18 protein-coding genes are annotated in these 20,911 nt (G+C 55.7%); 11 read left to right on the top strand and 7 right to left on the bottom strand.

Annotated features, from left to right (window positions below; translation table 11 throughout):
• Positions 1-56 precede the first annotated feature (56 nt).
• From VFO10_RS22945 to VFO10_RS22920, 6 genes are read left to right on the top strand one after another with little or no spacing between them, the layout of a single operon-like run.
• On the top strand, positions 57-416 hold the full coding sequence (locus VFO10_RS22945) for a hypothetical protein (protein WP_325144323.1): 360 nt from the start codon (positions 57-59) through the stop codon (positions 414-416).
• Positions 417-431: 15 nt separating this feature from the next.
• Entirely contained in the window at positions 432-1,211 is a 780-nt protein-coding gene (locus tag VFO10_RS22940; protein ID WP_325144322.1) for an SCO family protein, read from the top strand.
• Positions 1,212-1,221: 10 nt separating this feature from the next.
• The gene (gene coxB, locus VFO10_RS22935) at positions 1,222-2,160 is read left to right on the top strand and encodes a cytochrome c oxidase subunit II (RefSeq protein ID WP_325144321.1); all 939 of its coding nucleotides are present in this window, start codon (positions 1,222-1,224) and stop codon (positions 2,158-2,160) included.
• Complete coding sequence (ctaD, locus tag VFO10_RS22930) at positions 2,153-3,781, top strand: cytochrome c oxidase subunit I (RefSeq protein WP_325144320.1); 1,629 nt, start codon at positions 2,153-2,155, stop codon at positions 3,779-3,781. Before coxB ends, ctaD begins: the two co-directional genes overlap by 8 nt.
• Complete coding sequence (locus tag VFO10_RS22925; RefSeq protein WP_325144319.1) at positions 3,726-4,403, top strand: cytochrome c oxidase subunit 3 family protein; 678 nt, start codon at positions 3,726-3,728, stop codon at positions 4,401-4,403. Before ctaD ends, VFO10_RS22925 begins: the two co-directional genes overlap by 56 nt.
• Positions 4,397-4,675 (top strand): hypothetical protein, encoded by a 279-nt coding sequence (locus VFO10_RS22920; protein WP_325144318.1) that lies wholly within the window; start codon positions 4,397-4,399, stop codon positions 4,673-4,675. The genes VFO10_RS22925 and VFO10_RS22920 overlap by 7 nt, the downstream gene beginning before the upstream one ends.
• On the opposite strand, the gene VFO10_RS22915 is transcribed toward VFO10_RS22920, so the two are convergent.
• The gene (locus VFO10_RS22915) at positions 4,646-7,714 is read right to left on the bottom strand and encodes an FAD-binding and (Fe-S)-binding domain-containing protein (RefSeq protein ID WP_325144317.1); all 3,069 of its coding nucleotides are present in this window, start codon (positions 7,712-7,714) and stop codon (positions 4,646-4,648) included. The two genes, VFO10_RS22920 and VFO10_RS22915, sit on opposite strands and share 30 nt — an antisense overlap.
• 245 nt (positions 7,715-7,959) lie before the next feature.
• Here VFO10_RS22915 and VFO10_RS22910 point away from each other — a divergent pair, with 245 nt between their 5' ends.
• From VFO10_RS22910 to VFO10_RS22900, 3 genes are read left to right on the top strand one after another with little or no spacing between them, the layout of a single operon-like run.
• Positions 7,960-8,331, top strand: a complete 372-nt coding sequence (locus VFO10_RS22910) for a sensory rhodopsin transducer (protein WP_349259383.1) — start codon at positions 7,960-7,962, stop codon at positions 8,329-8,331.
• A gap of 27 nt (positions 8,332-8,358) precedes the next feature.
• Positions 8,359-10,155, top strand: a complete 1,797-nt coding sequence (locus VFO10_RS22905) for a glycoside hydrolase family 15 protein (RefSeq protein ID WP_325144315.1) — start codon at positions 8,359-8,361, stop codon at positions 10,153-10,155.
• Positions 10,156-10,170: 15 nt separating this feature from the next.
• Positions 10,171-11,277, top strand: a complete 1,107-nt coding sequence (locus VFO10_RS22900) for an enolase C-terminal domain-like protein (RefSeq protein WP_325144314.1) — start codon at positions 10,171-10,173, stop codon at positions 11,275-11,277.
• Here VFO10_RS22900 and VFO10_RS22895 read toward each other — a convergent pair.
• From VFO10_RS22895 to VFO10_RS22885, 3 genes are all read right to left on the bottom strand, one after another.
• Positions 11,265-12,596, bottom strand: a complete 1,332-nt coding sequence (locus VFO10_RS22895) for a chloride channel protein (RefSeq protein ID WP_325144313.1) — start codon at positions 12,594-12,596, stop codon at positions 11,265-11,267. The genes VFO10_RS22900 and VFO10_RS22895 overlap by 13 nt on opposite strands.
• 161 nt (positions 12,597-12,757) lie before the next feature.
• Positions 12,758-14,053 carry a DUF2254 domain-containing protein gene (locus tag VFO10_RS22890; RefSeq protein ID WP_325144312.1) on the bottom strand — a complete coding sequence of 432 codons (1,296 nt, stop codon included), beginning with the start codon at positions 14,051-14,053 and terminating at the stop codon, positions 12,758-12,760.
• Positions 14,054-14,118: 65 nt separating this feature from the next.
• Complete coding sequence (locus VFO10_RS22885) at positions 14,119-15,039, bottom strand: LysR family transcriptional regulator (protein WP_325144311.1); 921 nt, start codon at positions 15,037-15,039, stop codon at positions 14,119-14,121.
• Positions 15,040-15,437: 398 nt separating this feature from the next.
• Here VFO10_RS22885 and VFO10_RS22880 point away from each other — a divergent pair, with 398 nt between their 5' ends.
• Together VFO10_RS22880 and VFO10_RS22875 are read left to right on the top strand one after the other, a co-directional pair.
• Complete coding sequence (locus VFO10_RS22880; protein WP_325144310.1) at positions 15,438-17,738, top strand: bifunctional alpha,alpha-trehalose-phosphate synthase (UDP-forming)/trehalose-phosphatase; 2,301 nt, start codon at positions 15,438-15,440, stop codon at positions 17,736-17,738.
• 3 nt (positions 17,739-17,741) lie between these two features.
• Complete coding sequence (locus VFO10_RS22875; RefSeq protein WP_325144324.1) at positions 17,742-18,233, top strand: copper ion binding protein; 492 nt, start codon at positions 17,742-17,744, stop codon at positions 18,231-18,233.
• Here the strand turns inward: VFO10_RS22875 and hypF are convergent.
• From hypF to VFO10_RS22860, 3 genes are read right to left on the bottom strand one after another with little or no spacing between them, the layout of a single operon-like run.
• Entirely contained in the window at positions 18,205-20,190 is a 1,986-nt protein-coding gene (hypF, locus tag VFO10_RS22870; RefSeq protein WP_325144309.1) for a carbamoyltransferase HypF, read from the bottom strand. The genes VFO10_RS22875 and hypF overlap by 29 nt on opposite strands.
• Positions 20,174-20,443 carry a hydrogenase/urease maturation nickel metallochaperone HypA gene (locus tag VFO10_RS22865; RefSeq protein ID WP_325144308.1) on the bottom strand — a complete coding sequence of 90 codons (270 nt, stop codon included), beginning with the start codon at positions 20,441-20,443 and terminating at the stop codon, positions 20,174-20,176. The genes hypF and VFO10_RS22865 overlap by 17 nt, the downstream gene beginning before the upstream one ends.
• Positions 20,436-20,909, bottom strand: a complete 474-nt coding sequence (locus VFO10_RS22860; RefSeq protein WP_325144307.1) for a hydrogenase maturation protease — start codon at positions 20,907-20,909, stop codon at positions 20,436-20,438. The genes VFO10_RS22865 and VFO10_RS22860 overlap by 8 nt, the downstream gene beginning before the upstream one ends.
• Between the last annotated feature and the right edge of the window lie 2 nt (positions 20,910-20,911).

Raw genomic sequence — 20,911 nt, 5'->3', positions numbered from 1 at the left:
CACTCTCGGGGGCATCTGGCTGCAAATTTTCAAGCTCGCCTTGAGGAAGGGAATCCATGGCTCCTCTCTATGAACAGGACAATGCCTATCGACACGGGCGCGCACTTCTCATCGGTTTTCTGGTGCTCGTGCCTCTTTTCTGTTTCCTGCCCCGCTGGCTTTACTCCTATGCCTGGCCACGACATTTCATACTGGAGGATCTGAATCGGGACAAGGCTACGCGCATAGTGCAGCAGGTTGAGCAGTTCCCCAAACCGCGGCTGCAATACCGTCCGCGTGAAGATCTGCAGGATTATCGGAGCCAGCAGATCAAGGAACTGACAAGCTATGGCTGGATCGACAAAAACCAGGGAACGGTCCGCATTCCGATCGATGAGGCCATGGATCGTTATCTCAAAACTGCGCCGCAGCCTTAAGGAAAGGATACCGGCATGATTCGATTCAGGTTCATCCTGATGGCTTGGACATTGGGTTTCGCCAAGGCGGCCTCGGGCGCTCCCGATCCCGTGGATTTCGAGCAGAAGATCGGAACGTCCGTTCCCCGTGATCTTGAGTTTCGGAATGATGAGGGGCGAAAGGTGAAGCTCGCAGAGTTTCTCGATCAGGGAAAGCCCACCATTTTAAGTCTGGCTTATTTTCATTGCAAGACGCTCTGCCCCCTTGTGCTGGATGGACTGGTCAAATCCTCCAACGACATGGAAACGACAAGCCTTCCCCCGTTTCAGGTGATCGTGGTCTCCATAGATCCTCGGGATACGCCGGAGGACGCTGCCGCACGGAAGAAAACCTTGCTCAGGCGAGCGTCCCGACCCTTGGATGCGAACTCGCTTCATATCCTGACGGGAAGCGAGAGGGCCATTCAGCAGCTGGCGGATACCGTCGGCTTCCGCTATCGCTTTGATGCCAGCACAGGTCAATATCAGCATCCCAGCGGGCTGACAGTTCTGACAGGTGACGGCCGCATTTCCCGCTATTTCTTCGGCATCGAATATCAACCGAAGGAACTGCAGGCGGCGCTTACCGACGCTTCACGCAATGGTCTGGGTCGCATGCTGCGGCAGCTGGTGCTGGCCTGCTATCGCTACAATGCGACAACGGGAACCTACACCCTGGAGATCTATCGCATCATGCGGGTTTTTGCCGTGTTCCTTCTCATCGGTGGTGGGGCCATGGTGTATCTTTGGGAACACCGCCGCCTGCAGCCGAAATAGGGGCAATGCTATGGAATTTCTCAAATGGCCCCAGCAGGCATCCGCGTTCGCCGCCGATGTGGATCATGTGTTCATCGTGCTGCTGATCGTCTCCGGTGGCGCCGTGCTTCTGATCGCCGGATTGATCGTTTTTTTCTGTGTGCGCTACTCACGAAAAAAACAGCCAAGGCCCGTGCATCATACGAACACGAAACTCTCGCTTGAGATCGGCTGGAGCGTGATCGCGCTCGCTTTTTTCCTCTTTGCCTTCGCCTGGGGGGCCCGGATCTATCTGCAGATGTATCGAACGGCGCCCGATGACGCGTATGCCGTCTATGCGATTGGCAAGCAATGGATGTGGAAATTCCAACATCCCGACGGTCGCCGCGAGATCAACGAATTGCATGTGCCTGTGAACCGGCCGGTCAAAATCAATCTCATTTCCCAGGACGTGATCCATAGTCTCTACATTCCGGCCTTCCGCCTGAAGCATGATGTCCTGCCGATGGCGTACACCGAGATGTGGTTCGAGCCGACTCTTCCCGGCAGCTATCATCTCTTCTGCGCGGAATATTGCGGCACATCGCATTCCGAGATGGTCGGGCAGGTCATCGCCATGAGGCCCGAGGACTTCGAGAACTGGCTCGGCAACTCCCAGGGCATGGGCAGCACTGCGCAGCAGGGCGCGAAACTCGTGGCATCCCTGGGTTGCACGAGCTGCCACAAAAGTGAGAGCACGAGCATAGCCCCCTGGTTCGGCGGCATCTATGGAAAGCCCGTGGAGCTGGCCGACGGCACGAGCACGGTGGTGAACGACGCCTATATCCGGGAGTCCATTCTGAACCCGCAGGCCAAGGTCGTGCGCAATTTTCAGCCGGCGATGCCCTCGTATCAGGGCCGCATCACCGAAGACGAGATTCTGAGTATCACTGCCTATATCAAATCCCTGAGAGAGCAAAAAAATGAATGAAACGGCCTTGCCCAATTATCTTCAGGAAGGGACGAGTCTCGGGTCCTGGCTGCTGACCCGCGATCACAAAAGGATCGCGCTCCTTTATATGTTCGCCATCACCTTTTTCTTCGTGATCGGAGGGATCGCAGCGACCTTCTTTCGACTGGAACTCGTCACTCCCAAGGGCGACCTTGTGGAGGCCGCGACCTACAATCGGCTGTTTTCGCTGCACGGAATCGTCATGGTCTGGCTCTTTTTGATTCCGTCCATTCCCGCAGTCTTCGGAAATTTCCTGGTGCCGCTCATGATCGGCGCCAAGGACCTGGCTTTTCCCCGACTGAATCTCCTCAGCTGGTATCTTTTCATGGCAGGCGGCACGATCATCATCGGCTCGGCGGTGCTGGGCAGCGTCGATACCGGCTGGACCTTCTATACGCCTTACAGCAGCCTTTATTCGAATTCGCATGTGGTCGCCGCGGTCACCGGAGTTTTCATCGTCGGTTTCTCCTCGATACTCACGGGTCTGAATTTCATCGTGACCATTCATAAGATGCGGGCTCCAGGCATGCGCTGGGGGCGACTGCCGCTCTTCATCTGGTCACAGTATGCGACGAGCATCATCAACGTGCTCGCCACGCCGGTGCTGGCCATGACGCTGGCCCTTATCGCCTTGGAAAACCTGACCGACCTCGGCATCTTCAATCCCTGGAAGGGCGGCGATCCCCTGCTTTTCCAGCATCTTTTCTGGTTCTACTCCCACCCCGCGGTTTACATCATGATCCTGCCCGCCATGGGCGTGGTCAGTGAAGTGATCACCTGTTTTGCGCGCAAACGCGTCTTCGGTTACAACTTCATCGCCGGTTCCTCCCTGGCCATTGCCTTTATCGGCTTCATGGTCTGGGGACATCATATGTTCGTGTCGGGACAATCGCCCTATGCGGGCCTGGTCTTTTCCTTTCTGAGCATGCTCGTCGCCGTGCCTTCAGCCATCAAGGTTTTCAATTGGACCACGACCCTTTACCAGGGCTCGATACTGTTATCGGCGCCTATGCTTTATGTTATTGGTTTCATTGGTCTTTTTACCATAGGAGGCCTGACCGGGATTTTTGTGGCCACGCTGGCCATCGACGTGCATGTGCATGATACCTATTTCGTGGTGGCTCACTTCCATTACATCATGGTCGGCGGCGCGGTGATGGCCTATTTTGGTGCGCTCCATTTCTGGTGGCCGAAGATGTTTGGCCGCATGTATCCCGAATCCTGGGCACGGCTCGCGGCCATCATGATCTTCGTCGGTTTCAATCTCACATTCTTCCCGCAGTTCGTCCTGGGTTATCAGGGTATGCCGCGACGCTATCACTCCTATGCACCGGAATTCCAGGTTTGGAACGTCCTTTCTTCTGCGGGCGCGAGCATACTGGCTGTGGGTTACCTTTTGCCTTTCATCTATATGGCCTGGTCGTGGAAATACGCGCCTCGCTCCGGACCCAATCCGTGGCCAGCGACCGGCTTGGAGTGGCAGGTTCCGTCACCACCATCGAAGGACAATTTCAGCGGGATTCCCCATATCGAGGATGAAGTCTATGCCTATGATCAACTCTTTGGAAAAAGCGACGAACCCCACAGCGCCCCTTCATGAGCATCAGTTCGTGGCTCTGGAGCAGCAGAAGGCAGCCGCCACGGCTGGAATGTGGGTGTTTCTCACCTCCGAAATCATGTTCTTCGGCGCGATTTTTTCGGCCTTTCTTATCTATGGCTATCTGTATCCTGAGGTCTTCGCGCATTTCAGTCAAAAGCTGCACCTTCTGCTCGGCAGTCTCAACACGGGCATCCTTCTGACGAGCAGCTGGACCATGGTGATGGCAGTACACGGCGCGCAGCAGCAGAATCGGCGTCTTTTGCTCCGCTCTCTGGTCTTCACCTTCCTTCTCGGGGCCGTATTTCTTGGTATCAAGGGATACGAGTGGTCCGCGGAGATCCGAAGTGGAGACTTCCCAGGATCCGGCCAGGTCAATCCACGCCAGGGGGAGATTTTCCTGCGACTCTATTTTATCATGACGGGATTTCACGGCCTTCACGTACTCATCGGGCTTCTTCTGATCACAGGGCTTTGGATAGACACGGCGCGCAAGACCAACATCCCTTCGTCGCAGCTCCATTTCACCGAGAATCTTGGGCTCTACTGGCATTTTGTGGATATCGTCTGGATTTTCCTTTTTCCCATGCTCTATCTCATGGATAAACCGAGGCTGCCATGGTGAAATCAGAAACCCGGCTCTATGCTTTCAGCTATCTGGCTTTGATCGCGCTTCTGGCGTTGACTGTCCTCGTCTATAAGCTGTCTTTGGGCTGGCTCGGCATGCTGCTCAGTTTCGCCATCGCCTTGGCGAAAGCCACCGTCGTCATGCGAAACTTCATGGAACTACGGGTGGCCCAGAGAGCCATTTTCTGGTTTCTGGGCGGAACCCTGTTCCTGGTTTATGTCGCCATGTTCCTCAGCTTTTCAGATTACCTGACGCGCATAGCGGCCTGATCTGCGCTGCTTGATATAATGGTAGCTCCCAAGGCCCACGATCAGCGCAAGACCGGCTGTGACATACAGCGCGCGACGGGAGCGGGCCGGAAGCGTCTTGAAGTTCCGATAGTAAAAGTCTTCCGGGCGCTCGGCCTTCATATCCAGCCCTTTGTTTTTATGAAGCGCCATGTGCAGCACTTCCGCGATATGCAAAGCCTGCCGCGGCGTCGTTTGCCGGATCTGTTCCTTGCAGCTGAAACCATCGGCGATGATCACAGTTTGCGGCGACGCCTTCCGAACCTCAGGAAGTAAAACCTTTTCCCCGGCAGCGATCGACACACGATATTTATCCCCAGGCTCAAAGCCAAAGGAGCCCGCCATGCCGCAGCATCCTGAATCGAGAATCTGGAAATCCAAGCCGGTCTTCTCCAAAAGTTTCTTATCGCCGTCAAAGCCCATCACGGCCTTGTGATGACAATGCCCGTGGACAAGGGCCTTCTGCTGCAGCTGAGGCACCTGATAGCGCGGGGCTTTTTTACTGATGAAGTCACCGAAGGTATGAAAGGACTGCGACAGCAAACGAGCCCTTTCACTCTTCGGGAAAAGGTTCTTCAGTTCATCACGAAAGACCGCGATGCAGCTGGGTTCAAGTCCGACGATCGGCAGATTCTCCTTCACATAGGGTTCCAGACCTTCCATCGTATGAAGCAGGAGCTTTTTCGCCTCATCGAGCATTCCATAGTCATAAAGAGGCCGGCCACAGCAGAAGACCCGCGATGGGATGAGCACCTCGAATCCCGCATTTTCCAGAACTTCCGTCGCCGCTCGCCCCACATAGGGATGAAAGTGGTTATTGAAGGTATCGGGAAACAGCAAAACCCGGGGGCGACCTTCGGCTTTAGGCTTTTGGCGTGCATCAAACCATTCGCGGAAAGTGGTGGAGGCAAAGCGCGGAAATTCGCGTTCAGGGGCCATGCCACCAGCCGTCTTCAAGAGCCGGCTCAATCCCGGTGTATGGGTCAGAGTATTGACCAGCCCGGGCATCGTACTGGCGAGACGCGCCCACCAGTGGATCAATCCCATGGAATAAGCCTGGCGCGGCCTTCTCACGTGCTGGTGATAGTGGGCCAGGAATTCGGCCTTATACGTGGCCATATCCACCTGAACAGGGCAATCGCTTTTGCAGCCTTTGCAGGCCAGACAGAGATCCAAGGCGCTTTTCACGGCTTCGCTTCGGAAGCCGTCCTTGATGAGGCTGCCGTCCATCATCTCATGCAGAAGGTGGGCACGCCCCCGCGTGCTATGCTTCTCCTCGTGGGTCACGCGATAACTGGGACACATCGTTCCACCGGATTCGCGCCGACATTCCCCGACCCCGACACAGCGGACCGTAGCATGCGCGAAGCTCCCGTGATCCTTTTCATAGGCAAACCAGGTTTTGACCTTGCGCGGTTTATAATCGGAGCCAATCTTCAAATTCTGATCCGGCGGGGGAGCATTCACGACCCGTCCGGGATTCATGTGGCCCTCAGGATCCCAGATGGACTTGAATTCCTTAAAGGCCTGAACCAGCTCGGGACCATACATCTTTGTCAGCAGCTCGCCACGGGACTGTCCATCACCATGTTCGCCGGAAAGGGAGCCACCGAAACCCACGACAAGGTCAGCGGCATCGGCTAAGAAAGCCTTGTATTTTTCACGGCCAAAACCTGTGCGCAGATCAAAATTAATCCGGACGTGCAGGCAGCCCTGTCCGAAGTGTCCATAGAGAGAGCCATCGTAATGATGGCGGTCCAGCAGAGTTCGGAATTCCCGAAGATAGCGCCCAAACTTGTCGGGATGCACAGCTGAGTCCTCCCAGCCGGGCCATGTTTCTCCCAGGCTGTCACTGAACGCCGTCGTTCCCAAACCGGACTCGCGGATTTCCCAGATCGCTTTTTGATCGTCCTTGTTCTGAATAAAGGCACAGCGCGCCTTCCCTGGCAGCTGAGGCAGAATCGCATCCAGACGATGGGCTGCGGCCATGGCTTCTTCCACGGTGTCTCCGCCGAATTCCGTGATCAACCAACCCGTCCCCTCGGGAAAGAGGCGAAGGCCCTTCTTATGCTCATGGCTCCTGCTGCTGTATTCAAAGAGTTTGCTGTCGATGCCTTCCAGCGCCATAGGTTGAGCTGCGAGCACGGCAGGCACGGCGTCGGCCGCGACATAGACGCTTTCAAATCCAAGGACGGCGAGAACCTTCTCCCGGGGATGGGGCACAAGCTCAAGCGTCGCCTCCAGAGTGGTGACGCAGGTCCCTTCCGTGCCGACCAGCGCACGCGCGACATGAAAACCTTTTTCGGGCAGCAGCTCATCCAGATTAAAACCGGAAACGCGACGCGGTATTCGGGGATAGCGTTCGCGAATGAGAGGCGCATAGCGATCGCGAAGATCTTTCAGCCGCCGATAGATCATCCCCCGTGGCCCATCACTGCGAATGATGGACTCCAACTCGTTGTCTGTAGTGGCTCCGACCCGCATGCGGAGGCCATCATAGGTGAGAATTTCCAATTCATGGGTACTATCAGCCGTGCGGCCGCGATCGCCGCGCATAAGCGAATGAATGCCACAGGAATTATTGCCGAGCATGCCTCCCAGCGTACAGTGATTGTGGGTGGCGGGATCAGGCGCGAAGGTGAGTCCATATTTTTCCTGAGTCGTCTGCCGCAGATGATCGAGCACGGTTCCCGGAAGAACGCGAGCCAGACGACGTTCAGGATCGATGCTGACCACACCCTGAAAATAGCGCGTCATATCCATGATGATCGCGGCATTCGTGCACTGCCCAGCCAGGCTGGTCCCGCCTCCACGGGAAAGTATGGGCATGCCATGTTTCTTGCAAATCGCAACCACCATCTGGATATCGTCCTTGCTCCGAGGCATGACGCAGCCGAGGGGAATGTAGCGGTAATTCGAAGCATCCACTGTGTAAAGGCTCCGCGTGCCCTCATCGAAGCGCACATCGCCTTTCACATGCTTTTGAAGGTCCCGCAGGCAGGCCTCCAGGTCTGGCGTCATTTTCTTCTGCTGGACCTTGGATAAAGGCCTCCTGATGTCGTGCCTGGCGGGTGCAAAAGCAGTGCGAGAGTATTCCAATTCCATGTCGAACTCCTCATGGTCGTATGGGATGTGAGGGAAAGACAACATGCTCAAGACGCATGGGAGTTGAGATGCTGCCTGGTCTTCGGCATGAATCAAGCAAGCAGTGTTCCATGGCATGCATGATGCTTGTGGACCAGGCAAGGAGGTCACTTATGAAAAATATGCGCGCCATTGGGCATCTCATCTGGGCCATACCCGAAGGCTATATTCCTCGTGAAAGCACCGGGCCATCTCCGGAAATGCTGAGTCATGAAACCGCCTGCATTCTGAACACCGGGGAGGATCCGGCGGATGTCGAGATTTACGTTTTTTTTAGCAATAGGGAACCGGCAGGACCTTATCATGTTCAGGTTCCTGCCCGGCGCACGCGACACCTGCGTTTCAATGATCTGGATGACCCTGAGCCCATACCCCGCGGCACGGATTACGCGAGTCTTTTGATTGCCAATGTCCCGATCGTCGTTCAGCATACCCGTCTCGACTCCAGGCAGGCGGCCAATGCTCTGATCAGTACGATCGCGTTTCCCAGCTGATCCATTCACCAGGCAGGAGTATCCTGAATGTCGCTTCCCCTCGAAGATTACGCGATGATCGGCAACTGTCACACGGCGGCACTGGTGAGCCGCCATGGTTCCATCGACTGGTTGTGCCTTCCACGCTTCGATTCATCGGCATGTTTCGCAGCGCTCCTGGGCGATGAAACGCACGGACACTGGTCTCTCTGTCCCCGTCAGGCCTTTGATAGCCAACGCTCCTATGTGGAGGGGACTTTGGTCATGCAGACGGAATTCACGACAGCCCAAGGATGCTGTCGCTTGACCGACGGCATGCTGATGGATACCGGGCAACCTATTCTGATTCGCATCATCGAAGGCCTGAAGGGTGAGGTCGCTATGGATCTGAGCCTCGTCATTCGCTTTGATTATGGCAGCGTCGTCCCCTGGGTGCGACGCCTGGACGAGAAAGGTCACTGCATCCACGCCGTCGCCGGGCCCGACGCATTGGTTTTCCATTCCGATGTTCCCTTGCATGGACACAACCTGCATACCGAAGCGCAGTTCACTGTGAAAGGAGGACAACGATTGGCATTTGTCATGGCCTGGCATGCCTCGCAGGAACCACGTCCCGTCCTGCCTGAGAACGCTTATCACGCACTTCGCCGCACGATCTATTACTGGAAGGAATGGGCCGATCGGAATCAGGATCAGGGGGGCGTCTTGCGTTCTCTGGTGACCCTGAAAGGACTGACCTACAGGCCCACGGGCGGCATCGTCGCGGCGCCGACCACCTCGCTGCCCGAACGTCCGGGCGGGGATCGAAACTGGGACTACCGCTACTGTTGGCTCCGCGATTCGACATTCACCCTCTATTCCCTGCTGACCGCAGGCTATCGCGAAGAAGCCGAGGCCTGGCGTCAGTGGCTCCTGCGCGCCATTGCAGGGACGCCCAGGCAACTGCGCATCATGTATGGGCTCTGCGGCGAACGCAGGCTCAGCGAAACCAACCTCGATGGGCTTCCCGGTTATGAGGACTCCTCGCCAGTCAGGATCGGCAACGCTGCGCATCTTCAGCTCCAGCTGGATGTCTTCGGCGAAGTGATGGACACGCTTCATCTCGGACTGCGCGTTGGACTCCCGCAAAGCTCCGATGCCTGGCGCCTGCAGCGCAAACTGCTGGACTACCTGGAAACCGTCTGGCACGAACCCGACGAGGGCATCTGGGAAGTTCGTGGTCCCAGGCGCCACTTCACTCATTCCAAAGTCATGGCCTGGGTGGCTGTGGACCGCGCGATCAAATCCGCGGAAACCTTCAAGCTGGACGGCCACCTGGAAGCATGGCGCAAGCTGCGCGAGCGGATTCGTCAGGATATCCTCACGCATGGCTATAATGCCGAACTGGGCTCGTTCGTGCAGTCCTACGGATCGCGCGATCTGGATGCCAGCCTTCTCATGATCGGACTGGTAGGGTTTTTGAAGGCTGATGATCCGCGGGTCGTGGGCACCATTCGAGCCGTGGAAAAGGAATTGCTGCAGGATGGACTTGTCCGGCGTTATCGGCCTCGTCAGGAACTGGACGGACTCGCCGGCGAGGAAGGCACATTCCTCGCTTGCTCGTTCTGGCTCGTTGACAATTACGTGCTCCTCGGTCGACGGCAGGAAGCGCACGAACTTTATAGTCATTTGATTTCGCTTCGCAACGATGTGGGACTCTTCGCCGAGGAATACTGTCCTGATCGCCGTCGGCTCGTGGGCAATTTCCCACAGGCTTTTTCTCACATTGCTCATGTGAACTCAGCCTACAACCTCTTTAAACCCAGAGGTCCCGCTGGTGATCGCAGTGATGCGGGACGTCTCTGATAAAGGAAGATGCTTATGAAACTCGATGAAAAAGGCCCACCCATCACAGCGGTCGATGTTTTGCCTCTGACGGTGCCCACCGATGAACCCGAAGCGGATGGAACACTGGAATGGACAGAGACCACGATGATCGTGGTCAGAATTCATGCAGGTGGTCAGACAGGATTGGGTTATACCTATTCCCAAAAAGGGGCAGCGTCCATCATTCAGGATGTGCTCGCGCCGGCCCTTCAGCAACAGGATCCCTTTGCAATAGCCGCGCTTTGGAGCATGATGCGGAGGAAGGTTCGCAATTTCGGACCTGGAGGCGTCGCGACGATGGCGATCGCGGCCGTGGACGTGGCCCTGTGGGATCTGAAGGCGCGTCTTTTCCAGGCGCCTCTCGTCACACTCCTCGGTGCGGCGCGCACCCATGTTCCGATCTATGGCAGCGGAGGTTTTCTCACCTACACTCATGAGCGCCTGCACGCTCAATTGGGGGGCTGGGCTGCGGAAGGCCTGCGCTTCGTCAAAATGAAAATCGGTGCGGATCTCACCAGGGAGCGCGACCGCATCGCCGTGGCTCGACAGGCGATTGGCCCGGATGTTCAACTTTTCATAGATGCCAACGGAGCCCTCACGCCGCGCGAAGCCCTTTTCTTCTGCGAAACCTTATGTCGCGAGCACAACGTCAGCTGGTTCGAGGAGCCTGTTTCCTCAGAGAATTTACAAGGCCTTCACCACATCCGCAAGCATGCGCCTCCCCAGCTCGACATTGCTGCGGGCGAATATGGTTTTGATCCCGTCTATTTCCGCCTCATGCTGGAGGCCGAAAGCGTGGACGTGCTGCAGGCGGACGCAACGCGCTGTGGCGGCTATACTGGATTTTTGCAGGTGGACGCGCTCTGCGATGCTTTTGAAATTCCACTCTCGGCCCACACGGCACCGGCCCTGCATTTGCCGGTCTGCTGCGCCGCGCAGAAACTCCGCCATCTCGAATATTTTCATGATCACGTGCGCCTGGAAAAAATGCTCTTCGAAGGATTTCCGAAGCTGGAGCATGGCGATCTGGTGCCTGACCTCACACGACCCGGCCACGGACTCAGTTTGAGGATGGAGGTGGCGGAACGCTATCGGGTTTGATCGGATTCCGCGTCGGACTCGGGTTCCTGGGGTGTTATCCAACGGCGGTAGAATTCTGCCTGAAAATGATAATAGGACCGCGACTCCACGCTGCGTGCGACACCGACAGCGAAAAGGCTGGCGAGAAGAACGTGCAGTGAGAGACCATGGCCATCGCTCATCTCTGTCACGAGCACCATGGAAGTAAAGGGGGCCCGGGTTACAGATGCCAGAAAGCTGACCATTCCGATCAAAGTCAGGGCGACCGGATCAGTACCAGAAAAAACATAGACAAGACATTTCCCCAGCGCGGCTCCGAAGGCCAGAGAAGGCGCGAATATGCCTCCGGCGCAGCCTGATATGAATGTCACCAGGGACACGACGAAACGCTCCAGCACCAAAAGAAAATCGACAGTTTTCCCCTGCCAAAGGATATCCCGGATGAGTCGCGTGCCGCCACCCGTCACATAAGGAGCCTGATCACTCATGAAGACCAGGAACAAGGCTACGATAAATCCGCATAAAACGGCCCATAGCAGCCGGCGCCTGGCCGACCAGTCCCCGATCGAGGTCTGGGTGAAGATCAAAGCTTTACCAAAGAAACCTCCCATCAGTCCTGCCAAGGCGCTTACGGTCAAAAGCGGAACGATAAAGGAGAACTTTGGAGTTTGAAGGGGAACAGCCCCTAGATAGAGATAAGGCCCCAGGAAACTTTGCGCGACCATTCCGGCAATGATCACAGCCACAATCAAGGCCGACCTTACCTTCGAAAAATGCTGACTGAGAAGCTCCTCGATGGCGAAGACTATCCCGCCCAAAGGGGTATTGAAGGCTGCCGCGACACCGGCTGCTCCACCTGCGACTATGAGGCTGTGATAATCCACCCGGGCCTTGAATTTCCGAAAGACATCCCCGACCCCAAGAAAAATAATGGCCGAAACCTGGACCATCGGCCCTTCTCTTCCGACGATTCCGCCGCCCAGCAGGCACAGACAGCCGCTGACGATTTTCGCCAGCAGAATCTTGAAATTCAATAAAGGTTCGATCTGGGCCCTCGTGTGCGTATCCACGCTCAACGCGGCCATGACCTGGGGAATACCGCTTCCTGAGGCCGCGACCCCAAACTTCTGCACAAACCAGCGGGACAGACCGAAGGCCATGGGGGTGAGTGCGAGAAAAACCAAAGGCTGGGTCTTCAGCATGTGCGAGGCGAATTCTGTCACCCGGTCCACGACAGTACCAAAGCCCACCGAAACAAGGCCGGTGATAATAGCGGCGATGATGTAAGGGGCTTTAATAAAAGCGCGGTGAAAAGAGCCGCGAACGTAGAGTGTTCTCAAGAGAGAGGAATCTTGCATCAAAACGCGCCCTATTGAAAGAAAACCATCATCCTTCTCATACTGCAAAGCCCGCGCTCATGCAAACACCCATTCTGGAAAAATTCATAGACTCGGCCTATGGCATCCATAGGAATAGCCTAATGAGAACATGCGAAGGTCCTTCACAGGACTGCGCGCTTCAAGCGTTCCTGAAAAAATTCATCATCAATGGCTTGGAAGTGATGTTCGATCCTGCGGACGTGACGCATGATGGCCTCCTGATCCAACACATCGGTAACTCTCTTCCGCAGTATATGCAGCGCCCTCAGCAGACTCAAAAGAACGTCCGGATGATGACGGGCACCGTAGACGAGGCGGCCGAAGGAAAGATCAAGCAGCTCGACGAAACGAAGTGGTTCGGCATGAAAGCGGGGGACGCCCTGCGAGTCCTGCCGATAAGCTGCCGGAACAGGTCGCGCGGCCAGACGCGAGAGGCCGTCACGGAGTCGGTCAATGCACTGCAAAGCCGTCACGGGGTTATTGATTCCCGGCGACAGCGCCCTGATAACGAGTTCGACCAGAGCTTCAATGCCGAACGAAACATCCTGATCTATCGTGCGCTCATCACCCAGTATGAACGCGGAGCGAATGCGCGTAATCATGTCGTCCCCGAAATCCTGCCGAGGATCGGACGCAATCAAAGCCAGCGGATCCCCCGCACCGATGAAAGATCCCGGACGAGCGCGCAGAACGATCAGAACGTCCTTCTCCGCTCCAAGCCGGACCAAGCCGTCGCCATCAACGGCCTGCAGATAACCGGCGTTGAGGGATGTGACCAGCGTGCCCTCGCTGGGTGGGGCGCTATGAATATGGGATGACGGTCGCGTCACCTCCTGGGGAAACAGGCGCTCAATGGCCTGAATAAAGTCGCGTCCAGAATGGGCCACCAGATTCGACGACTTGATGGAATGGGCGAGATGATGAATGAAAAAAATCAGGTAGCCCAGGCTGATCATCGCCAGGATCAAGCCCAGCGTGACACCGATGTAAGGAATGAACTGCGAGGCTGACGGCATATCGTCATCGCGGCCCCGCACGGAACGCAGCAGCATCAGACAGTAAAGGTACGTCCCCAGGAAAACCCCAAGGACCGTCTGATTACTACGATCGCGCATAAAACTTCGTAAAATATAGGTTCCGAATTGCTGGGTCGCCAAGGATAAAATCACGACCGTTATGGAAAAGACGACGCCAGCCACGTTGATCATCGACGAGGCGATCGCACTCAGGACTGAGCGGGCTCCATCGGCCCCACCCGTGTATCCGAGCCACCATGATTCCTGCTTCCCCGTGCTGAAGCGCATATCAAGAAGCACAACAAGATATGACACGCCTAACGCTCCGACAGCCATCAAAGTCGGAATCATCCAATAGCCGGCGTTCAATTTATTCCAAAGCACCCGCAGCCGTTCGCCCATGACAACTCCCGAAAATTCCCTTTGCCGCAAAGCATTCAGACGGACATCCATCCGTTCATCTCAAGCTACAATTTGGCCTTAAAAAGACGGAAATAGTCCCGGATCTCGCTATTCACAAGATCCAACTGCTGCTTTTTGGGTGCAATCTGGTAGATCGCATGATTCCAAAGCTTCTGCCCATCACTGAGCAGGACCAGAGTACCGCTGGTCAATTCTTTCTGCACATAATGCTTCGGCAGGAAAGCCACACCGACCCCTTCGACCACAGCCCTGACAACGGCGGAGAGGATATCGCTCTCGAAGACGACAGGGCGTTGGATGCGGGCTTTTTGCAGATAGATCTCGGATTCTATCCGAAGTTTTTGTTCCGACGTGGGCAGGACGAGTCCGGTATCAAGGCTTTGAAGGACCTTGCTCAAAGGTTCACGGGTTTGGCTTTTTTTGAAATTCTTGAAGATGGAGCGGTGCGCGACAGCGACGATGGGCAGAAGGATTTCGGCCAGGACAGTGAAGTCATCGGCACCTGGAGTGAAGTTGCTCAACAGCACGTCAAGCTCCTTCCAGCGGAGTCTATCCAGCAGCACGCGATGCTTGTCGGAGGTCATCCGGACTTGCACGTCCTGGTTCATGAACTCCTTGCGGAATATCTTCCGAATCAGGTCCACCACGAACGGCCGCTCCAGCTCATCGGCCACCCCGATGCGGATCGTCTTCTGCCCCCGGCTTTCCTTGTCCTGCAGGAAATCAGTCAGGTCATCGACAGGTTCGAACATGCGGCGGCAAATGGAATAAAGCACCTCACCATCGGGCGTCAAAACCAGACCGCGGCCGGCCTTCCGGAAAAGCTTGCGCTTGGTATGAGCTTCCAGCGCCTTGATCTGAACAGTCAGCGACGGCTGGGCAATGCGAAGATACCTGGCGGCTTTGATGATCCCACCCAGCCGGGCGACCGAGAAAAAATAAAAGAGATGATTATAGTTGAACATGCGGTCCTCAAGGCTGATGAAAGTTCGCCACGCGATCGCGTCCAAGGCCTGGACGCGTCCCCAGTCTATCTTTTTGCGCCTTGGATATGAATACGTTATTCGATTCATTCGAAAAATATATTTTACATGGAGCCAGTCTTTCCCGAAGTTAGATGTGATGCTGATGGGTTTTAAAGGGGGGGCGTCTTTTGTAGGGTCATGAGTCAAGCCGCTGCCCCCTTCATTGCGTTCCGCCCCCGAAATCACCGAATCTGATCAATATTGAGCGAATTTCAGCCCCTTGCAGACATTCACAACCATAACGAAATCGTATGGGAGGCATACGATATATATATTTTACAGGACAAACCTGACTACCGATTCTTTAAGAGCGTGTTCACTTGCAAAGGAGGCTGACTATGAGCCGACTCATCATCGTATCCCATCGACTGCCCTTCACCGGCGCGTTTGTGAATGATGAACTGATACTCAAACCTTCGATGGGAGGGCTCGTCAGCGGACTTTTGCCTTTGCTTGATGAGAACACGATCTGGGTGGGCAGCGATGGCATCACGCAAAAATTGAATAAAGCTCAGCGCGCCATCGTCCATGAAGCTTTCCAGCAGCGCGGCTGCACCACGGTCCGCCTTCCGCAAAGGGCTCATCACGCCTTCTATAATGACATTTCCAACGGTGTTTTCTGGCCGCTCTACCACAATCAGACCGGCCGACTTCCCCTGACGATGCCGCATTGGAATGAGTACCAGCTCATCAATCGCCTGTATGCCGAAAAGCTGGCTGAGATCGTGCAGCCAGGGGACACGGTGTGGATACATGACTACCATCTGCAGCTGCTGCCCAGGATGATTCGCGATAAGGACCTTGGTGTTTCGATCGCATTTTTCCTGCATATTCCCTTTCCACCAGCCGAGATCTTCCGAATGCTTCCCATTCGCGAAGAGATACTCGAAGGCATTTTAGGCGCGGATACAATTGGGTTTCATACCGAAAGTTATGCGCGTCATTTCCAGCAGGCCGTGGAATCCATTGTTTCCTATCCAAAGGTGACGGGCGGCCTTCTCGTGCACGGACGCCGCGTGGAAGTCGCCGTGGCCCCGCTCGGCGTCGATGGGCCACGCTGGGAGACTATGGCGACGTCCCAGCACAGAGGTGTCCTGGTGGATGCCATTGATAAGATGCGGCAGGATAATCCCGATCTTCAGATCTTTTTTTCGGTGGATCGATTGGACTACACCAAGGGCCTGCCTCGTAAACTTTTGGCTCTGGAACGCCTTCTGGAAAACAATCCCGACCTGCGCGGAAAGATTGCTCTGATACAAATCGCCCCTGGTTCACGCGGCAACCTCACCGCTTATAGTCGTTATAAACTGCAGGTTGAGCAGATGATTGGCGCGATCAATGGCAGGTTTGGTTTTCCCGGCTATCAACCCATCCATTATTATGCGTCACCCTTCAGCGCCGAGGAACTGGGCCAGGCTTACCGAAAAGTCAACGTGATGCTCGTGTCGCCCTTGATGGATGGCATGAATCTGGTCGCCAAGGAATTCATAGCCTCAAGGCCTGACCATGACGGAGTCCTGATCCTGAGTGAATTCGCTGGAGCCACTCACGAGCTGGCCGAAGGCCTTTTGATCAATCCTTATGATATTGAAGCCACGGCCCGGACCATGCGGCAGGCACTGACCATGCCCTGCGAGGAACGCCAGTTACGTATGAAAAAAATGAGGGAGAGAGTGATGAAATTCGATGCAAGGCAATGGGTGCAGCAATTCTTCGGCCACCGTAAAGGGTCGGCGACGCCTCTGGCTTCGGACTTTGACAGACAGTATGTTCAGAGTTCAGGCATGAGCAGGATCATCGAGATGCTGGAACGTCCTCTCACTCTCTTCATCGACTACGATGGAACCCTCTTTCCCATCGTGAGGCGCCCTGATCTGGCCTCACCCGACTCCAGCCTGATCATGCTACTCAGCAAGCTGAGCCATACCCCAGGGGTCGAGGTGCACATCGTCAGCGGGCGTCGCTTTGATGAACTCTTCCACTGGTTTCATCGTCTGCCCGTGCATATTCACGGAGAGCATGGGGGCATTTCCTTCGATCCGGTTTCACGTCGCCGGAACTTTCTCTTTGATCCCAAGAAGGAATCGCCGCTTCTGCAGCGCGTTCAGGCGATCTTCCAGCAGTACAAAGCTCTGCACAAGGGCGTGCTGATCGAGAACAAGGCTTTTTCCACGGTTTTGCATTATCGCATGGTGGAAGTTGGAGCCATGGAACGCCACCTGCTCGCGCTGACTCAGGAAATCAAGGCATTGGATGGGGCGGACGAGTTGGATATCCTCGCCGGCAAGAAGAATATTGAAGTCCGCTTCAAGGGCATCAGCAAGGGCCAGGTGGTCGAGCGGCGCCTGGCGAGGGATGATCAGCGGACCTATGTGGCCATAGGTGATGACAGGACCGACGAAGAAATGTTCGCGGCTTTAAAAGGTCGCGGGATTACCATCAGCGTAGGCGATTCGATATCGGATGCCGCTTATTCCTTGCGTGATAGTTCCGCGGTTCGCGAATTCCTCAGGCTGCTTGAGGCTCATCTGAATAGCACGGGAAGAGCCTATAGGCCCGAACCGAAAGCCGCCACCTGCGAAACGCCCGAAGACGAAAACCTGCCGCATACCCGGCCTTCCGGGGGCAGAAGCCAGTAAGGGCTGCCCGTTGCAGCCCATGCTCCATTCAAGAGAGCCCCTTGGGCGTCCTGCGTCCACCGCATCGAGCGCTCGGTAAGAAAGCTCGAAGAGGTCACGGATGTCACCGTCAACCTCGCTTTGGAATCCGCTCATGTGGTGACTCGCGAGAGCACAGCCTTACCCAAGGTCCTGGCCGCCATTGAAAAGGCAGGCTACGAGGTGGAAAAGGGCAAACTCGAAGTCAGCATCGAAGGCATGACCTGCGCCTCCTGTGTGCAGCGCATCGAAAAAGCGCTGGCCAAGGTCAACGGGGTGACTCGTGCGACCGTGAACCTGGCCACCGAAAGAGCGGCCATCGAATTCACGCAAGGCATGGCAAGCGAGTCGGCTTTGCTTCAAGCCATCGAGAAGGCCGGGTACAAAGCTAAAACAATCGGCACGGAAGAAAAACCTGCTGACGCGGACGAACGTAAAAGCGCAGCTTTCAAGAACGAGCGTCCCGCCGCTGGATGATCAGGGGATAGGGATCAAACACATGGCCCTCCTCGACCTGACCTTCCAGCAGCATGGGCGCCTGAGCTTCAAACGTGCAGACCTGCTTGATATTCAAAAGCGAAGCGACCGCATCGAAAATTCGCCCCACACTGCTGCACTGTGCAGACGACTGGCCTTTCTGCAGAAGGGAAAGTACGATGTCCGCTCCCTTTTGCCTTAAACAGGCGGCCGCTCCGTAGTGCTCAAGTTTTCTATCAGCCCGCTCACCAAACAACGCATGGGCGACTCCCAGAGCACAGCGCCAGGGTTCACGGGCCGCCCTGTCTGCGCCGGCGAGGATAAAGGGCAGAAGAGACCCCATACGCCGAAGCCAGGCTTTTCCTTCGCGAGGCTTTACATCGTAGAATTCCCCGCCCCATAACTCACCCTCGGCACCAAGGCCCCATCCATCCCAGGCGAGCGCAAGACCTGCCTCCATGGACTGCTGTTCCATATAGAAGGCCATGACGTGGGCCTCATGGTGCGGAATCCCCGGCGCCTTTCGATGGATGCGCGTGGCGAGGCGAGTGGAGCCATAGTCAGGATGCTGATCATGCAGAGCGCAAGCAGGCTGCAGTTTCATAAGATCGAACCAGGAACGGATCTCGGCGTCCAATCGTTGAAGATTCTGATAGGCATCCAGCGTGCCCATATCCTGGCTGATAAAAAGCTTATTCTGATTGGTCAGCGCAAAACTATTCTTCTGATGCCCGCCCAGAGCCAAAATTCCTGATGGTGCTGCACAGGGAATGACATAAGGCGCAAGACCGCGCCCTAAACGCAGGACCGTACGTTGCCGATCCCAGACTCGCACAACTGAATCATCGGCGTGATGCAGAATATCCCGATCATGCGTGAGCACGGCATCCACCAAAGGTCCAAGCTTTCGGAAGGCATCGTCATCCTGAATGATGACGGGACCACCTGAGGTATTTCCGCTGGTCATCACCAGAGGAAACTCACAGGCTTCACATAGCAAAAGATGCAAAGGGCTATGGGAAAGCATGGCGCCCAGAAGCGGTGCTCCTTGACCGACGCCGGGGGCGAGCCGCCTTTGGGGATGCTGTTTTAAAAGGACGATGGGGGAAGCAGGGCTTAGAAGACACTGGCACTCGGCTTCGGTGGGTTGCGCAAAATCGTGGAGCCGTTGAAGGTCCGCGAACATCACCGCCAAAGGTTTTTCAGGCCGCCTTTTTCTTTGCCGAAGATTTTGGATCGCTCGTTCGTTGGTGGCATCCACCGCAATGTGATAGCCGCCGATTCCCTTGAGAGCCAGCACCCCGCCTTCTCGCAAAAGCGAGGCCGCCTGTCTGAGAGCATCTTGATTCCATCCCCTGACTCCTCCATCAACCATCAGAAGTTTAAGCTGGGGACCACAGTCGGGGCAGGATATTGTCTGCGCATGAAAGCGTCGATTTTCTGGATCTGAATATTCCTCTGCGCATTCCGAACAGAGCGCGAACTTCGCCATGCTGGTGTTCTGCCGATCGAAGGGCAAGGCGCGAAGGATGGTGAAGCGGGGACCACAGTATGTGCAGGTGATGAAAGGATACTGAAACCTACGATTCCCCGGCGAGGACAGTTCCCGACGGCACTCTTCACAGATGGCGACATCCAGGGGAAAATCCGTGCTTACGCGAGTGACACGACTTTCCAGGATTACGAAATCCTCCCGCTGCGCCCCCTCCCCTTCCAAAACGTCCAGCGAATCGATCCGCGCCCCGTGGGGTTTTTCGCTTGTGAGCCTTGCAATAAATTGATGCAGCCTATCGGCATCACCCGTGGCTTCGATCACAAGGCCATCGCCGGTATTCTGCACCCATCCCTTCACATCATGGGCCTGAGCCATACGATAGACAAAAGGTCGAAAGCCCACCCCCTGCACGAGGCCGTGGATCTCCAGTCTCAGCTGCATTTTTTCAGCCGGCACATTCACCTTCAATCTCTTCCAAAACTATGGACTGCGCATCATCAGCCCCGATGTCATCCGAAGTTTCCACGACAAGCGTCGCCTGCTCGATCGGACTTCCTGCGGCAGCCTCGAAAAAATGTTCCCGGAAATGATCCACGGAAAAAGGACTGAGAGCGCCGATCCGAACCGTGATCCGCGTGACTTTCATGAGTCGGTTATCCGCCCTGAGTTTTTGAATGGAGGCCATCATATCCTTCATAACTCCGCTTTCATGCATGAACCGTCTCCATGCCGATGACAAGTTTTTTAAGCTGTGACAAAGCCTCGTCCACCGCGCCCCTGACCTCGCTGGAAAGACCCGGTCCCGAGCCGAAATCCTGACCTTCGACCGTCAGCACGATCAGCTCCCGTGGCGATTTCCCCAGGACTTTCCCGAGTTCGATGGTTTTCGCCAGCCCGAGTCCATGGGAAGATACTGTGCCTTCCGGCACAAGACAGGAGGCAAGCAAGGGCTTCAGTATATGCAGACGACCTGGAGCGCCTTGTGATTCCGAGGCGTCAATGACAATCACCCTGCGATGATTCCATCGCTCCAAAAGATCCGATACATCCCCGGCGTGGAACACGGCCTCGCAGGAAACCTCAGCTTCTTTGAGCAGATTCCGTAAAACATGGGCTCCGAAACCGTCATCTCTACGATATTCATGACCAAGCGCTATGATCAGGAAGGGATCTTTTTCCATGG

This window comes from Oligoflexus sp., assembly GCF_035712445.1.
Taxonomy (GTDB): Bacteria; Bdellovibrionota_B; Oligoflexia; order Oligoflexales; family Oligoflexaceae; genus Oligoflexus.
The sequence above is the reverse complement of the archived record's forward strand: the minus strand, read 5'-3'. Positions and strand labels throughout refer to the sequence as shown.

Bases quoted from the DNA above. Each gene is read 5' to 3' on its own strand.
- VFO10_RS22880 (WP_325144310.1), top strand. From the start codon at position 15,438: ATGAGCCGACTCATCATCGTATCCCATCGACTGCCCTTCACCGGCGCG.
- VFO10_RS22920 (WP_325144318.1), top strand. From the start codon at position 4,397: ATGGTGAAATCAGAAACCCGGCTCTATGCTTTCAGCTATCTGGCTTTG.
- VFO10_RS22865 (WP_325144308.1), bottom strand. From the start codon at position 20,443: ATGCATGAAAGCGGAGTTATGAAGGATATGATGGCCTCCATTCAAAAA.
- ctaD (WP_325144320.1), top strand. From the start codon at position 2,153: ATGAATGAAACGGCCTTGCCCAATTATCTTCAGGAAGGGACGAGTCTC.
- VFO10_RS22900 (WP_325144314.1), top strand. From the start codon at position 10,171: ATGAAACTCGATGAAAAAGGCCCACCCATCACAGCGGTCGATGTTTTG.
- VFO10_RS22890 (WP_325144312.1), bottom strand. From the start codon at position 14,053: ATGGGCGAACGGCTGCGGGTGCTTTGGAATAAATTGAACGCCGGCTAT.
- VFO10_RS22910 (WP_349259383.1), top strand. From the start codon at position 7,960: ATGCGCGCCATTGGGCATCTCATCTGGGCCATACCCGAAGGCTATATT.
- VFO10_RS22885 (WP_325144311.1), bottom strand. From the start codon at position 15,039: ATGTTCAACTATAATCATCTCTTTTATTTTTTCTCGGTCGCCCGGCTG.
- VFO10_RS22860 (WP_325144307.1), bottom strand. From the start codon at position 20,909: ATGGAAAAAGATCCCTTCCTGATCATAGCGCTTGGTCATGAATATCGT.
- VFO10_RS22945 (WP_325144323.1), top strand. From the start codon at position 57: ATGGCTCCTCTCTATGAACAGGACAATGCCTATCGACACGGGCGCGCA.
- coxB (WP_325144321.1), top strand. From the start codon at position 1,222: ATGGAATTTCTCAAATGGCCCCAGCAGGCATCCGCGTTCGCCGCCGAT.
- VFO10_RS22940 (WP_325144322.1), top strand. From the start codon at position 432: ATGATTCGATTCAGGTTCATCCTGATGGCTTGGACATTGGGTTTCGCC.
- VFO10_RS22925 (WP_325144319.1), top strand. From the start codon at position 3,726: ATGCCTATGATCAACTCTTTGGAAAAAGCGACGAACCCCACAGCGCCC.
- VFO10_RS22915 (WP_325144317.1), bottom strand. From the start codon at position 7,714: ATGACGCCAGACCTGGAGGCCTGCCTGCGGGACCTTCAAAAGCATGTG.
- VFO10_RS22905 (WP_325144315.1), top strand. From the start codon at position 8,359: ATGTCGCTTCCCCTCGAAGATTACGCGATGATCGGCAACTGTCACACG.